This is a genomic window from Kitasatospora sp. NPDC022856 (assembly GCF_055561235.1).
Map to the genome: position 1 here is coordinate 1 of NZ_JBVHHE010000079.1, position 14,867 is coordinate 14,867.

At 71.4% G+C, this 14,867-nt stretch carries 11 protein-coding genes and 3 pseudogenes; 10 read left to right on the forward strand and 4 right to left on the reverse strand.

The window, feature by feature from the left end:
- Positions 1-126 precede the first annotated feature (126 nt).
- From cas2e to ACZ34W_RS37490, 5 genes and pseudogenes are all read left to right on the forward strand, one after another.
- A pseudogene (cas2e, locus tag ACZ34W_RS37470) lies at positions 127-399 on the forward strand (type I-E CRISPR-associated endoribonuclease Cas2e); the annotation flags it as partial.
- A gap of 1,422 nt (positions 400-1,821) precedes the next feature.
- A complete protein-coding gene (locus ACZ34W_RS37475; RefSeq protein WP_465610805.1) occupies positions 1,822-2,601 on the forward strand; it encodes a trypsin-like serine peptidase in 780 nt (259 codons plus the stop codon).
- Between the two features lie 14 nt (positions 2,602-2,615).
- Complete coding sequence (locus ACZ34W_RS37480) at positions 2,616-2,795, forward strand: hypothetical protein (RefSeq protein ID WP_465610807.1); 180 nt, start codon at positions 2,616-2,618, stop codon at positions 2,793-2,795.
- Positions 2,796-3,639: 844 nt separating this feature from the next.
- Entirely contained in the window at positions 3,640-4,638 is a 999-nt protein-coding gene (locus tag ACZ34W_RS37485; protein ID WP_465610809.1) for a hypothetical protein, read from the forward strand.
- A 118-nt stretch (positions 4,639-4,756) separates the two neighbouring features.
- Complete coding sequence (locus ACZ34W_RS37490; RefSeq protein WP_465610811.1) at positions 4,757-5,383, forward strand: AMIN-like domain-containing (lipo)protein; 627 nt, start codon at positions 4,757-4,759, stop codon at positions 5,381-5,383.
- 539 nt (positions 5,384-5,922) lie between these two features.
- Here ACZ34W_RS37490 and ACZ34W_RS37495 read toward each other — a convergent pair.
- Complete coding sequence (locus ACZ34W_RS37495) at positions 5,923-6,660, reverse strand: hypothetical protein (protein WP_465610813.1); 738 nt, start codon at positions 6,658-6,660, stop codon at positions 5,923-5,925.
- Positions 6,661-6,673: 13 nt separating this feature from the next.
- On the opposite strand from ACZ34W_RS37495, the gene ACZ34W_RS37500 reads away from it, so the two are divergent.
- Positions 6,674-7,261: a polysaccharide deacetylase family protein gene (locus tag ACZ34W_RS37500; protein ID WP_465610815.1), complete on the forward strand. Its 588-nt coding sequence runs from the start codon at positions 6,674-6,676 to the stop codon at positions 7,259-7,261.
- Between the two features lie 325 nt (positions 7,262-7,586).
- Positions 7,587-8,418: pseudogene (locus ACZ34W_RS37505) on the forward strand (winged helix-turn-helix domain-containing protein); the annotation flags it as partial.
- Positions 8,419-8,597: 179 nt separating this feature from the next.
- Here the strand turns inward: ACZ34W_RS37505 and ACZ34W_RS37510 are convergent.
- Positions 8,598-9,722, reverse strand: coding sequence for an RICIN domain-containing protein (locus ACZ34W_RS37510; protein ID WP_465610817.1), 1,125 nt, complete (start codon positions 9,720-9,722; stop codon positions 8,598-8,600).
- A gap of 962 nt (positions 9,723-10,684) precedes the next feature.
- The gene (locus tag ACZ34W_RS37515; RefSeq protein ID WP_465610819.1) at positions 10,685-11,215 is read right to left on the reverse strand and encodes a hypothetical protein; all 531 of its coding nucleotides are present in this window, start codon (positions 11,213-11,215) and stop codon (positions 10,685-10,687) included.
- 149 nt (positions 11,216-11,364) lie between these two features.
- Here ACZ34W_RS37515 and ACZ34W_RS37520 point away from each other — a divergent pair, with 149 nt between their 5' ends.
- From ACZ34W_RS37520 to ACZ34W_RS37530, 3 genes are all read left to right on the forward strand, one after another.
- Positions 11,365-12,309: a hypothetical protein gene (locus tag ACZ34W_RS37520; protein WP_465610821.1), complete on the forward strand. Its 945-nt coding sequence runs from the start codon at positions 11,365-11,367 to the stop codon at positions 12,307-12,309.
- A gap of 170 nt (positions 12,310-12,479) precedes the next feature.
- Positions 12,480-13,379 carry a YwqG family protein gene (locus tag ACZ34W_RS37525; RefSeq protein ID WP_465610823.1) on the forward strand — a complete coding sequence of 300 codons (900 nt, stop codon included), beginning with the start codon at positions 12,480-12,482 and terminating at the stop codon, positions 13,377-13,379.
- 182 nt (positions 13,380-13,561) lie between these two features.
- Positions 13,562-13,807, forward strand: a complete 246-nt coding sequence (locus tag ACZ34W_RS37530; RefSeq protein WP_465610825.1) for a hypothetical protein — start codon at positions 13,562-13,564, stop codon at positions 13,805-13,807.
- A 788-nt stretch (positions 13,808-14,595) separates the two neighbouring features.
- Here ACZ34W_RS37530 and ACZ34W_RS37535 read toward each other — a convergent pair.
- A pseudogene (locus tag ACZ34W_RS37535) lies at positions 14,596-14,867 on the reverse strand (Cmx/CmrA family chloramphenicol efflux MFS transporter); the annotation flags it as partial.

Genomic DNA, 14,867 nt, shown 5'->3' on the forward strand with positions numbered 1-14,867 from the left:
TACGTCGCCCCCGACCCGGCCGACACCACCAAGCTCAAGACGATGTCCGAGCGCCGCCTCGGCTACGACCCGCTCGGGCGCCTCACCGGCGACCAGCTGCATCCGGACGGATGCAGAGGAACTCCCATGGTCTCAATGATCGTCGTCTCCGTCACAGCCGTTCCCGATCACGTGCGGGGAGCGCTGACCCGATGGCTCCTGGAAGTCACGCCGTACCTCTACATCGGCACGGTCTCGGCGAAGGTACGCGACGAACTGTGGCACGCCGTCAGCAACTGCATCGGGGAAGGCATCGCGGTCCTTGCCCACCCCGCCGCGAACGAACAAGGCTTCGCACTCCGGATTGCCGGCCAACAGAAGCGGCACACAGCCGACTTCGATGGCCTGACACTGATCGCCACCGCAGCCGTCAAAAAGGTCAAGAAATGGCAAACCCCTAGAAACGTCCCAGCTCGCGAAGGGTCCTCCCCGCGCCTGCGGAGATGGTCCCGCCGCCTGGTCCTGGCTGGTGGATCTTCGTGCGGCATCATGCGTGGGGTGACTTCTCCGCAGTCTGACGACCTGATCGCCCGTCTGGTTGAGGCCCGCGTGCCGGGCGATGTCGTCTGGGTTGGGGCCGTCTGCCTGGCGGAGGTGCTCGACGGGTTCGGGTGGTTCGCGGTGAGGTGATCCAGCTGGAGAAGAGCAGGTTGAACCGGTCCGGACAGTTGATCAAGTTCGCCGTGACAAGCCTGACCGTCTTCGACCACGATCTGGACGGGTGGCGTCGAGCGAACCCCGAGCAGACCGTTCGCCGGCAAGCCCCGGCCCGCGCCTGCGGGTCGGGGCGGGCCGGGGCGGCCGTCGAGTCGGCTTGCCTGGGTTTACGGTCTGGGGCGGGCCGCAGTTCTACGGGTGGCCGCCCTTCGACAGCATCCACAGCTGCAGCGCCGCGACGACCAGGGGGTCGCGAACGCGCCGATGAGCCACCGCCTCGCGGCGGCCGCTGAGTCCTCGGCTGCTGGCCGGGCCCGGACCTCGGCTGCGAGATCACGTTCGAGGACAGCGAGCCGCTGCTCGGTCAGGCGCTGATGCGCGACGCAGACATCCTTGGTCACGGCCTGCTCGATCCGGCCGGCCAGGACCTGGACGTCAGCGCGCAGGTTCTCGCGGAGCCCGGCGATGCCGTCGCGCTGGTCCTCGCGAATCTGGAGGATGGCGCGCTGGAGCTGCCACAACGTCGGCGCTCGCTGCAACTCCGAAAGGGCGTTCCCCGCGCCGCTTCCTGTGCTACGGCCTTCCACGCTTGCACCCCAGGCCCATGTGGGATTCCTCGCGGCTGGCGCCGAGACGCCTGGCCACTCGTCGATCCGTGCCACGAGGGCACATACCTCCCCAGAATGGACGCCCCCAGGTAAAGCAGTACCCAAGCCCGGCGACTTCGCGTGCAATCGGCTGGATGCATCCGACATTTGGGCGAGATTTGTCCACATGCCTCACATCGACCGGATCACCGCTAAGTGACCTTGGAGCCAAAGGCCCACCTCTATACATAGCTACCCCCGGCGGATTTCAGACACATCGGCTTTCCATCTAGCCCAGGCGAGCTCCGTTGCAATTCGATCAAGCGGCCGCTACTACGGTCTGAACTGCGCCGTGGACGCACGGCTCTTTGGAGACTGTCTACAGAGAGTGGAGCTTCAGTTGTTAATCCGCCGCGCCTTCGTGGCGGCCACCGTCCTTGCTATGTCGTGAGCCGGAGCAAGTCTTGCCCAGGCTGCTCCTCAACCGTCGACCGCCGTAGTTAGCACTGCAGAGAATGTCACCTCCTGGACTTCGCCCGTGTCCGACGAGACCGTCCTCAACTTCTGGACACCCGAACGGATCAGCCAAGCATCGGCGAACCCCCTGCCGGCCCCGGCAGTGACCGAGCAGGCCGCGATCAAGGCACACGAGAAGGCGACGCAATGCGGTACGAAGAACCAACAGGGCGCCGCAACGGCTGCAGCAAGCGCCGTCGCACCGCTCAGGACCCACACGAAGAGAACTCAGACTTCGCCGCTCGCATCCGCAGCCCGGGTCACGGACCTCTCGCGCTCCGACCTAGCCTCGCCCCTCGGCCCCGACATCAACATCACTGGCCGACTCTTCTTCCTCGTCGGCAGCGACAGGCTCGGATCATGCACTGCTGCTGGCATCGTCGCCAGTAACAAGAACTCAATCTGGACCGCCGGCCACTGCCTGCACAGTGGGAAGGGCGGAGGATTCTATTCCAACTTCCTCTTCGCTCCGGGATACGACGAAACCGCTCCGTGGGGATACTGGCCCCTGCGTTCCATCATCGTCTCCTCCTCCTGGGCCGACGACACTGACTGGCTCTGGGGGGACATCGGCGGCGGGATCGTCAATGCGCACTCCGACTACGGGAACTTGCAGGACTGGCTCGGCGCCTACGGGTACCGCTTCAACGGTGCCGCCGACATCGGCGGCGTCACCTCTCTCGGCTACCCCGCGAACGGATACGGTCGGCCCGACTCGGACTTCCACGACGCAGCGAAGGCCATGTACTGCCAAGGAAACGCCGTCGACGCAGGAACTGGAACCCCTTTGACGATCGTCTAAGGCTCACTTGCGACATGGGCCATGGCGCAAGTGGCGGCCCCATCGTCATCAACTTCGGCGGAAACAGCCAGATCGTCGGTGCCAATAGCCACCGCATGGTAGACGCGAACAACAACTGGACGGACAACTACCTGTACTCCTCCAATCACGGAGGAAAAGCCACCGGCGTGATCAACTGGCTCAACTCACACTGACACCCGCGCAGAACACCAGCGGGGCTGCGCGCTCACACAGCGCAGCCCCGCCTCAGTGTTCTACCTGCCTGTAGAGACCTCGCCCATCAGTGGCTGAGGCGGATGCGACCGCAGGTATTCCTCGAACGTCTTTGGGTTATCAACGTACCTCTGCATCTCCGCAGAGAGAGGAACGTTCTCCTGGACCGCCACTCCTCCCGTGTCCCTCGCAAGAGCCACCGCAGTGACCCCGCCTGCTGCCACCATTACCCCACCGAGTGCCAGCAGGACTGTTCCCGCTCGTCCAACACCCATCACGATTCCCCTGTTCTGTTGCTTCCCGAAGCACCCGCTACCGCAGCACGGACACGACCAGCGGTCGCTGCGGCACAACCGTCAACAGCCAACCCCCTCAACAGAGTAGGCGGAACCGAACGCGCTCCGCGGGCAAAACCACTACGCGTGCACCTCGCAGTTCGGGAGCATGCCGCGTGCCTTGTGCGCGAAGCGGACCAGTCGACGCTGCTCCACTCCACGCTGCCGAAAGACAGCCAGCCGCCGAGCGGGCCGATGGTGTGCCATTTCCAGGGCGCCGTTGGGCGGGACGTACAGATTGGCGCCAACGTTGCGACGGGGAAGACTTCGCCAGCTTCGGGCGGAGGTTGGGGTCGTCGATGCCGATCACGTTGTCGGTTACGCCCACCGGAACCGAACACGATGCCGCGCAGGGCAACCATCCCGTCGGGCCGCTTCTTCACCGTGGCGGACTGCCAGCCGCCAAGCTGCGAGCAGCCGCGCTTGAACGTGATCGGCCAGAATCGCCGCGCGTCTGGCGGCCCGCACCGCGAAGCGGCCGTCGCCGTCGGTGGCGCTCCGCCTGGACCGCGGCCGGCTCGAGCTGCTGGCCCTGTGCCATCTCGTGGTGGAGGACGCCCGGGCACCGGAGTGGATCGCGGCGCTGGCGGACACACCGGCGATCGATCCGCACGGGGCACTCGTCCTCGGCGCCCTGTGCCACCTGGCCCTCCACGAAGGCGACGACGAGGACGGCGTGACCGTGCGCCGGGCACTGGCGGACGGCCCGCAGACGTGGTGGCAACTCGCGGCCCGGGACGGCTGCTTCCACGCCGCCTACGCCCTCACTCGACTGGCCGCCGGCCGCGGCGACCGGCGGGAGGCCGGGCACTGGCAGGACCAGGCCCGCCGACTGGCCGGGCACCGGGGCCTCCGGTCGGCGGTCCTGTCCGCCTTCGGCGGGTTCCGGCCCACCCACGGCCTGTGCGCCGGCGTCCGCGAGGCCCTGGGCGCGCGTCGTCGGGGTCAGGTCGACAACGGGGGACCTTCCGGTGCCGTGGCCGGGCGGGCCGTCCCGGTGGGTCTCGGCGTCGGCCGCCGTCGGCGCCGCGCGCAGGGCTGGGCCGACCGCGGCGGCACGCAGGGTGCGCGGCCCGGGGTGGTCGGGCTCGGCGGCCGGCTCGGGGTCCGGACCGCTCGGCCCGTCCTCGGAGGCGGTGGTGGTGAGCCCGGGCACCTGACGGCCGCCGCGGGCCCGGGCGAGAATCCCGGTCTGGCGGGAGATGGCCTTGAGTTCGGCGTGCTCGCTGCGGGCGCGCAGCTTGGCGTCCGCCTTCGTCTGGCGCTCCTCGCGGACCTCGTCCACGGCCTCGTCGGGGCTGCGGACGTTCTCCAGCAGCATCAGCGACCAGGCCGCGAACGTCTCGCGGGGGCCCGGAGCCAGCGGACGACGATCCGGATCTGCGGCAGCGGGCGCGAGACGAGGCCCTGCTCGCGCAGCGCGGCCCTGCGGATCTGCTTCAGCGCCCGGTCGAACAGGATCCCGGTCGAGACGGAGCAGGAGTGTTGAGGGGCCGTCAGGTAGATCCCAGAAAGTTCACAGGTTCAGGTCTACAACCCGGGCGCCGGGGCAGATGGGACGCAACAGGAAGCAACAAGAACACACAGACTCAATCAGGAGGCGGCTTATGCGGCGTTGGACCAACCTTCCCGTCACACTTGCTCTCGCTACCGCGGTCACCACCGCCGTGCCCGTGATAGCCGCAGCGGGGCCGCCCGCGATAGCCGCTGCCGCGGCCGGGACCGCCGAACCGGCCGGCCGGTGCTCCCTCGGGTGGGACAGCCCGACCGAGAGCCGTTCCACCGGACAGGTCCCGGAGCTGCGCGGCATCAGGAGCGGCGAACACCCCTGCTACGACCGGCTGGTCTTCGACGTGCCGGGCAGCTCGGCCGCCAACCCTGTCGGCTACCGGGTCCGTTACGTCGATGCCCTCCTTCAGGACGCGTCCGGTGATCTTCTGCCGGTACGGGGCGGCGCGGTTCTGGAGGTGCTGGTGGACTCGCCCGCCTACGACCGGCAGACCTCGGCCCCCACCGTGCCCGCCCGGAGCGGGAAGCCGCTGCCCGGCGTGGACGTCACCGGCTACCAGACCTTCCGGGACACCGTGTTCGGTGCGAGCTTCGAGGGTCGCACCCAGATCGGCCTCGGCCTGCGCGCCCGCCTGCCCTACCGGGTCCTTCAGCTCGACGACCGGCTGGTGGTGGACGTCGCGCACGCACGGAGCGGCAGCCCGACCACCCTCACGCGGAACTAGGGCTCGTCCGGCGATTCCCGCCGCGCGTGGCGCCGGGCGCCCGACACCGCGCGCTGATGTGAAACGAATCGTCAGAGAAGCACCAGCGTCACGCCACTCCCCGCGGTGGTGTGGTACCAGTCCACCTGGCTGGTATCCCACCACCGAGCCGCCAGCCCAGGCACGCCGCCGGCGGGCCCGGGTGAGGGCGGTGGTTGCCGCCGCGCCGCTGCGGCGGCAACCACCGCGGCGCACCGCGAGAAGCACCTGCGCGGCCCCCGTCCCGCCGGACAGGCCGGGCCCCGGTCGGTCGCGGCGGAAGAAGGCCCGGCAGCGGCTCCCGCGGACCGGCCCCGCGCCCCCCGCGTCGCCGGTAGTCACCCCGGGGCGGGGGCAGGGGACGAGCCCGCGAGAGGCGTCCGAGGCAGCGGTGGCCGGGGCGGCCCGCAGGTGCCGGCCTACCGCACCGCGCCTTCTGCCGCGGGGCGCAGGCCGGCGAGCTCGGGTGACCTCGACACCTCTTCGCCCGCACGACACGCCCGCCCAGGTATTCACCCGAATCAGCCGACGCCCACCGGCGTGGTGCCGGTCGGCGCCGGCTCTCCGGGCCGCCCCACTACCCAGTCCACACTCCCAAGGAAGATCATGATGAGCCTCACGGGCAGGACGGCGCCAGGCGCCATCGCCGAACCCCTGGTCCTTCGGGCGGCGACCGCCCGACCCAGCACCAGCGCCGGCACCGGATCGAACGACGCCGTCGGTGGCGACCGCGGCGTCACGAAGCCGGCTCCGTCGCGGCAGGCCATTTCGCCCCGCCCCTCGCCTCTCCGTACCCGGCGCAGCCACCTGCGATGGGTCTGCGCCGCCCTGCTTGTGACCGCGGTCACCGGGTGCGGCGCCACCCAGGCCGGCCTGTCCGGGCCGCACGCGGCACCCGGCACGGCCGAGACCGCACCGGAGAGTGCGGCGCCCACGGCCTCCGACACACCCCTGCCCCCGGCCCCCGCGGCGCCCTCCCACTCAGCCGGACCGAGTCCCCTCCCCGCCTTCCCCTCCGAACCCACCGCGCCTTCCGAACCCACCACGCCTTCCACTCCCACCGCGCCTTCCGCGCCTTCCGAACCCACCGCGTCCGCGGCGTCTTCCACGCCCTCGATACCTTCCAAACTCGCCTCCGGACCCGCCGTGCCCTCCGGACCCGCCGTGCCCTCCGGATCGGCCGTGCCCTCCGGACCCGCCGGGTCCTCCTCCGCGAAGGCGACGCCGGCTGAAGCCCCGGCGCCGAAATCCTCGGACATCTCCGCCACGCTGGTGCAGTCCACCGCGGGCGGCGGCCGGACGGTCGCGCTGACCTTCGACGACGGTCCCGGCCCCGCTACCGCCGCCGTGCTGGACGTGCTCGCGCAGTACGGCGCCAAGGCGACGTTCTGCCAGATCGGGCCGCAGGCCACCGCGAACTCCGCGATGGTCAAGCGCATCCTCGCGGCCGGCCACCGCCTGTGCGACCACACCGTCCACCACCGCCAGCCGTTCGCCGCACTCTCCCGGGACCAGCAGGCGACCGAGATCACCACCGCCAGGGACATGATCGTCCGGGCCGGCGGGCCGGGAACCCAGGTCCCCTGGTTCCGCGCCCCGGGCGGCGACTTCACCCGGGGCAACCAGCAGATCGCGGCCGCCGCCGGAATGCGATCACTGACCTGGACGGTGGACAGTCTCGACTGGACCAAACCCGGCACGGCCGCGATCGTGGCGAACGTCCAACGCGAACTGCGCCCCGGCGGCGTGGTCCTGATGCACGACGGCGGCGGCGACCGCAGCCAGACCGTCGCCGCGCTGCGCCAACTGCTGCCCTGGCTGGTGGCCCAAGGGTACGGCTTCGACTTCCCTGCCGGATGAGGCCCGCCCCGCCACGGCCGGGGAGCAACCGCTGCGGCCCGCCGAGTACCACGGGCCGGGCAGCGCCCTCACCCGGAGGCAGCGCCCCCTACCGCGCATGACGGCCAGACGGGCGCGGGCGGCCGTGCCCCGTGGCCCTTCGACGCGCCGTATCGCCCCCGGCTGGGACCTGACAGCTGGCAGGCCCCGGCCGGACGGCGCCGGCGATCGAGCCAGTCGGTGACGCGGAGGCCGCGGATACGCATTGATACTGACCTCCGCCCTTCAAGGTGATTGGCCTGTTCGTTCGGCTGACTGTCCGTCATGTGCACGCTACGCCGCAGCTATGCGATATGCGGATGGGGGCGGGCTGACGGCGAAGGCACGTCAGCGCCGCGAGGCGGTGCGGCTGGAGGCCGCAGGGTTGTTCGCCGGAGGTGTCCCGCCGGGGGAGGTCGCCTGCGGGTTGCGGGTGAGCGTGAAATCGGCCTACCCGTGGCATCGGGCCTGGCGGGAGGACGGGGTCGGTGCGCTGGCCTCACGGGGACCGGGTGGGCAGCGATGCAAGCTGTCGGTGCGGTGCCAGGACGGGCTGGCCGCATACCTCGAGCAGGGGCCGGCCGCTCATGGCTGGGACCAGGACCAGGTGTGGACCGGCGCGCGGGTGGCGACGCTGATCGGCCGGAAGTTCCATGTGTCGTACAGCGTTTCGGGGGCCACGCGGCTGATGCACCGGCTCGGCTTCACACCGCAGGTCCCCGTGCGGCCGACTGCGGAACGCGACGAACGGGCCGTCACCACCTGGACGGAGGCGACCTGGAAGGAGGTAGAAGCCCCCGGGTGCCTGCAACGGCTTCATCTGCTTCGAAGACGAAGCCGGGTTCACCCGCAGGCCGCCCAAGGTACGCACGTGGGGACGGCGCGGCATCACTCCGGTGGTGAAGGTCTCCGGCCGGGGTTCCGGACGGGTCTCGGCGGCCGGGCTGATCGCGATGCGCCCGGGCTCCAGAACCCGGCTGTGTCACCGGCTGCGGCGCCGTACCGGGCGCAAGGGCGAGCGCCGCAGCCTGTCCGAACGCGACCACATCAGTCTGATCGACGGGGTCCACCAGCTGGTCAGGACGCCGATCGTGCTGGTCTGGGGCCGGCTCAGCACCCACGTCTCCCATGCCATCCGCTCTCATCCACCGCCCCACGGGCTACCCTGCCACCGACCTGACGGCTCGGCGCCACGAGGTGCCTCACGAGGTGGCGTGCCGCTTCTCGTTCCGACGTCGTCGGCGCAGGCCCCCGGCGGGAGAGGTCGGTACCCCGCACCGGAAGCCTGCGCCCTCTCACGTTCCCGCCCTGGTGTCCGTCACGCCGTGCAGACGGGGGGCTTGTCGCTGGTGTTCAGGGTGTAGACGGTGGAGAGTCCGCCAGGGTCGTGGGCGATGGGGACGGCGACGGTGTCGTTCGCCGTCCACGGCAGGTCGCCAGCCGAGAAGGTCCACGTGCCGGTCACCTTGCGCGCGACCTTGGAGAGGGTGATCCAGCCGTACTGCCCCGGCGCGACGGTGTACGTCCCCTGGTTGCTCACGCCGGCGGAGCCTGACCACACGCTCTTGTAGGAGACCGTCAGGCGCACCGTCACCTTGGCGATCAAGGCCGTGACGGTGCCGGTCTCGAACTCCGTCTCGACCTGGCTGCCCAGTTCGTTGGACCAGCCGCTCGTTTTCTCGAGGGTGAAGGTGTGGCTCGACGGCGCGGAGGTCTGGTTGTACCAGGCCTCCGACACGCACTCCGAGGGCAGCGGGACGGCCGCGGACTCCGATTTCATGTCCCAGGAGCAGCTGGCCGGGGCGGCCTGGCACTTCTTGACCGCGTAGGCGGAGGCGTAGTCGGGCGGCTTGGGCGCCCCGGGGGTCTGGGGCCAGTCGACGTTCCAGCGCTGGGACTGGGACGCGGTGCAGGTGGTGGCGCCAACGGGGTTGGCGGCCGCGTTGTTGCCGCCCCAGGTGTCTAGGCACCTGCCGGAGCCGACGTTGCGGATCATCAACCCACCGCGCTGGCCGGGGTGCAGGTACCACTTCTGCGCTGGCTTCTCCTGGCAGTCGGCGGAGAACACGTAGTTCCATGCTTCGGCCGAGCTGCCGCGGATTTCTAGGCACTTGCCGAAGGCCGTGTTGACCAGCCCGAATGTGCCGTCGGCCTGGTTGATACGGAGCTTCCACTTCGCGCCCTGGCCCCGGTCTTGCAGGATCAGCTGTGTGGTGAAGTACGCGTAGGGGTTGAGGGCGAGCTCCGCCCCGGTTGCGGTCCGGATGCCGAAGCAGGATGGAGCTTCCGCCGCCGGGCAGGGTGCCCCCTTCAGGTCCACCGCGTGGGCGTCCGTGGTGACCGCCGGGGTGATGGAGATGCCCAGGGCGAGGAGGGCAACTGCCAGGGACAGGAGTACCAGCCGTCTGAAACCGCGTCCAGCCTTCTCAAATGCCAAGTTCATGACATCCTCTCCTTCGTGGTGACGATCATGGATGGTGCTTGCCGGCGAACGCTCCCGAAGGGCGCGCCGGCGGTACCCGCCAAGGCGTGGGCACCGCTGTCCGTGCTCGTGGTGGCCCCGAGCTGCGGGGGCCACCGTCCGGGGTCGGAGGGACGCGGACGCTTCGCTCCCTCCCGCCGCGGGACAAGTCCCATCCGGCCCTTCAGAATCGGCGCGCCGCAGATCGCCGGGCGACGGGCCCCCGCGGATGGGGCGGCCTGACGGCCGTCGTGCACCCTGCGCCCCTCCCGAACCGCCCAATCGGCGCGCACGAAGGCCTGCCCGGTTGCTGATATGCCGTCAATTGCTTGCGCGACGAGCAGGACACTAGACGTAGTGGGATACTTACCGGCAAGGCCGCCTACTACCTCACGGGAAGTGACCTGTTCAGGCGAACCACCGGTTCTTGCAGCCCGACGAAGCACCGGCGCCCGTCGAGGTGGCCCGGCAGGACGAGGCATCGACCCCCGCTGAGGAGAGCTTCCGACATCCGAGTCGGTGTCTGCCGGTACGTGGTCGGCTTCGTCGTCCTTCGACGTAGCTCCGACCGCCCCGCACGGCGGCGCGGTCGAGGGACCGGCTGGCAGGTCCGACCAGCAGGGCGGCACGCTTCAGCGCACGTCAGGCAACCCGCCTGATGGCTGGAAGTCCCGGACACCGGGGCCGCAGCCGCCGCGCTTGCGGAACTGGCCAAGGTCCTGCCCGTCCGCGGCACCCGCGCCTACATGGCCGCGCGGGAAGTCCGGGACAAGGCCCGCTGGCCGCACCTGGACGAGCACGAGCGGCGGGTTCGCCGTTGAAGCGCAGGGTGCCGGTGTCGGGGGCCAGGTGGGAGTCCTCCATCCAGCCGGCCGGCATCCGGCCCCGGACGGTGCCCCCGGCGTCGGTGAACCGCAGGGCGCCGTTCGGGTCGAGGGCGGCGGTCAGCCCCTGGAGGCGCAGCGGGAAGACCCATTCGCTGGGGGCGTCGGCGCTCTTGAGTACCAGCGTCTCCTTGAAGGAGTCGCTGCCGGCGCGGAAGGTGACGTCCGCGTGCGGGGCGGCACCGGGGTGCCTGATCGTGCCGCCCTGCGCGGTGCCCCGTACGGCGGCGGCGCCCAGGAAGGCGTAGCCGACCGCGAGGCCGTCGCCGAGGTCAGGCGCACCAGTGGGTCGTGGTCGGCGGTCAGCGCGAAGTCGAGCCGCTGCTCGCCGGAGGTGGTGGTCCAGCCGTCCTGGGTGGGGGCAGCGCGGCCGAGGGAGGTGGTGCCGCGCGGCAGCAGGGTGGTGTCTATGGCGGCCCAGGAGCCGTCGGCCCGGCGGAAGTTCACCGGGGTCGGATAGTACCGGGTGGTGTATGTGCCGTCGGTGTCGCGGAAGGTGCGCTCCTGCCCGGCGCGCTTGTCGACCACCTCGGTGCTCCGCGCAGGGTCGAAGCCCTCGACGGGCTTGGCCGGACCGGCCGGCGCGGGCACGACCTCGGCCTCCGGCGTCGCCGCGGCGACCTCGCGGCGCGGACCCTCCAGGCGGCCCGGGCGGGGAGGCGATGGGTCATCATGGGTGCGACCACGGCGGCGGATCCCGCCCGCCGCCGGGTCCGGGCGCCGGGGGAGGGGTGCGGCTGATGGGTCTGGTCGGCCGCGCACGCATGCCGATCGACGGCCGTGCCGTCGCGCGCAGCCGCCGCCCTTTGACACTGGCGCGGGAGCTCTTCCGCGGGTGTTTCACGGAGGAGGAGGGGATCGTCCGGGAGGTGCTGCAGGAGCTGCCGCCCGAGGCCCGGTACGTCTCGTTCAACAGCCACCGCGGCAAGGCCACCGGCGCCGACCTGCTCTGGTGGTGGGTGGAGCCCGGTGGACGAGGTTTCGGCTGCCTGGTCCAGTCGCGGAGCCTGACCTGTCACTCGGGTCTGTGGAGGATCGGCTCGGACCGCCGGGCCCACCCGGACTCCCAGCTCACCCGCCTGCTGTACACCGCCGAGCACCTGAAGGTCCCGGCCGCGTTGCTGCTCCACACCAGGCCCGAGGAGGCCGCAGCCGCCGCGACCACCGCTCCCGACGCCGTCACCGCCGCCGCGGCCCTGCTGCCCGCCGTGGCCGTCCGCGCCACCCTCCGCCTTCGCGCGGCCGAGGCGGAGGCCGCCGGTCTCCGCCTCGGCGGGCTCGACGGGCCCGGCCTGCTGGCCGGCGCCGTGCCCCTCGCCCCGCTCCTCGCCCGCGGCGCCGGGCCGTGCCCACCCGTCGCGACCGACGCGGAGCTCGCCAATCATGGGGTGCACCGTCCGCTGCGCGGGTTGCTGACCGCACCGCAGTCCGGCGCGGGCGCGGTTGCCCGCGGGATGCACGACGCCCTGTGCGGGTACCGTCCGTGCGCCGGCTGGGCCGCCGACGGCGTCACCCTGCTCGACGGACCCGCGCCGGCGGCAGGGTTCCACTACACCGCCCATCTGCGCCACGTCGCCGTCGGGTTGCGGCCCGCGGTGCCCGGCTACGTCCACCGGGCACTCGCCGGCCACGGTCCGGCGCGGCTCGCCCGCTACGTCGCGGGTCTGGTCGTCGTCCCTGTGTGACACCGAGTAGCCTCTCTTTCGGATCACGCCGGGCGGGCGACGCCGGAGCACGCACGGATGGGGGCGCCTCCTGGGCCAAGGCTGGGGGAGTCGCCCACGTGTCCGACGTGAAGCGAAAGAGAGGCCCTCAGCGACGGCCGTTGTCGGAGGCTTCTGCCAGCATCTCCGCTGTGAACCACATCCGCACCACCCCGCGCCGACCGTTCGACATCACCGCCGCCTTCCCCGAACTGGCTCCACTGGCCCGTTCGGCGATCAGGTTGCACCCCCGGCCGGGGGCACCGTCACCGCAGGACAGCTCTGTCGGCGGGCCGCTGCTGTGGCCCGCCGACGAACCGTGGCCGCGGTGCCACCACGAGGCGCACGGACCGGTGGCCGACGACTGGAACGAGGGGCCGATCGCCCTGGTGCCCGTCGCCCAGCTGTACGTGCGTGACGTACCGCTACTGCGACCGCCCGGCCGGGCCGATGTGCTTCAGGTCCTCTGGTGCCCCTTCGAGCACGATCCGGACTACAAGCCGCCGACGGCGCTGTTCTGGCGGACCGCCGCCGAGGTCGCCGACGTCCTCGCCTCGCCGCCCGAGCCCGCCGCGGTGGAGTACGAGGAGTTGATCCCCAAGCCGTGCACCGTCTCGCCGGACGTGGTCACGGAGTACCCCCACCCCATGGAGCTGACCGAGGAACTACGGCAGCGGCTGGCCGACCCGAGCAGGTGGCAGACGGTCGGGGTGGACGACGACTACGCGTCCGCGCCGGAGGAGCGCTACGGGGACGAGCTGTCCCTCGCCCCCGGCTGGAAGGTCGGCGGCTGGCCCCCCTGGGGCCTCACCGATCCCGTTGCCCGATTCTGTGCCGTCTGCGACGCCCGGATGATCCCGCTGATGACGATCGCCTCCAGGGAACGGGAGCCGTACGGCCACAGCTGGGTCCCGAACGAGGAGCAGTCGCTCGGGCCTGACGCCCCCGGGGTGTGGAACCCGCCCGAGGTCCACATCTCCAGGACCAACCATCTGCAGCTCTACGTCTGCCCGGAGTCCCCGGAGCATCCGCACACCGACCTGATCCAGTGAGCCGCCACCCGAGGCCCCTGCCCTCGCCGCCGTTCCGGACCATTCGGACACTGGCCGCGCCGGCACCGGCCCGGTGGTGACGTCGACGGCGTGCGTCACCTCCGGTGCCGTCCCCGGGCGGAGCAGCGCCCGGGCCGCCTCCTCGTCCCGGCGGCCGTCAGCCGCCCGCCGTGCTGCGGGAGGTGCTCCGCTCAGGAGGCGACCAGGGACGTCTCGGCGAACCGCTCAGGCTCGCCGCTGTCCTGGTGGAGGCCCCGGCCGAGGGCCCCGGTCCGGCGACGGAGGCGGCGACCCGGCGCATCCGCTCGGCGAAGGCACCCCGGTCCGCAGGCGCCACCCGGTACCGGACGGTGACCAGGACGGGCCCGTCCGCGCACCCCGGCTCGAACACCAGTAGCGGCCCGCGCACCGCGGCCGCCTACGCGTGAGCATGGAGGGGTGAGCACTGCCGGCCCCGCTACCACGTCGACGACCTCCTGGAGGAGGCCGACCGGCCCGGGCGCCGGCTGCTGGTCGTGGCCGTGGGGGAGGAGGCGTACCTGGTGAGGCGACTCGGCCCTGGGCTCCGGGGCAGCCGGATCCGGAGCCCAGGGAGAGCGCGTGGGCGCACGCCGCCCGCCCGGTCGGACGCCACGACGACTGAGCGAAGGACGGGGCGCTGCTGGAGCTGGGCCGGGGCGAGCAGTCTCCACGGCCCGCAGCAGGTCGGCCGGGCGGACGGCGTGGAGCGCGCGCTCAATCCTGCTCTCGCCGATCTGGGAGCGGGGGAGGCCGGACGGGTACCGTCGGTCGTATTCCTGTGCTGTCAGCGTTCCCCGTGTCTCCACCACCCGCTCGATCGCTGCCCGACACCATGACCTGGCAGTGTTCGCTGCCGACTTCCAGGGCCGGGGTGCAGCGCGCGAGCGCCACAGTCACAGCAGGCGCCCGCCCACTCGTCGCCGAGACCGCCGGCACCCTGGTCCTCCTCACCGTCGTAGGGACCACCCTCGCCATTGGCGCGCTGCTCCGGATCACCCCGAGTGCGCTGCTGCTCGCCTCACCTGTCCGGGGCGCGGCCGGACGTCCCACCAAGGTGCTGCGGAAGCGAGTCCGGCTGGCCGGCCGCACCTCTGTCGCCCAACGAGGGGGTTCGTTCAGCTCTCTTGCTCCTGCTCGGGAGGGTGCGGGATGCTGGCGGCGAAGTCCCCCATGTTCACGGGCGTGCTCGCATGTGTCATTGCAGTACCTCGTTGTTCTGTCCAGTGACGATCACACGGCGGAGGGGGAGCGCGACAAGCAGCGCGACCAGGACGAGGAGCCCACTTGCCCAGAGCGGGCCGAGGTTTCCGGCCGTAGTGCTGAGGGTGGTCGCGGCGATGAGGGGTCCGACGGTGGCGCCGACGTTGAGTGTTGCGGTCGCGTATGCGCCGGCCATGGTGGGGGCTCCGGCAGCCTCGTAGAGGATCCGCGCGATGAGGGTGCTGCCCAGCGCGAACGACAGCGCGC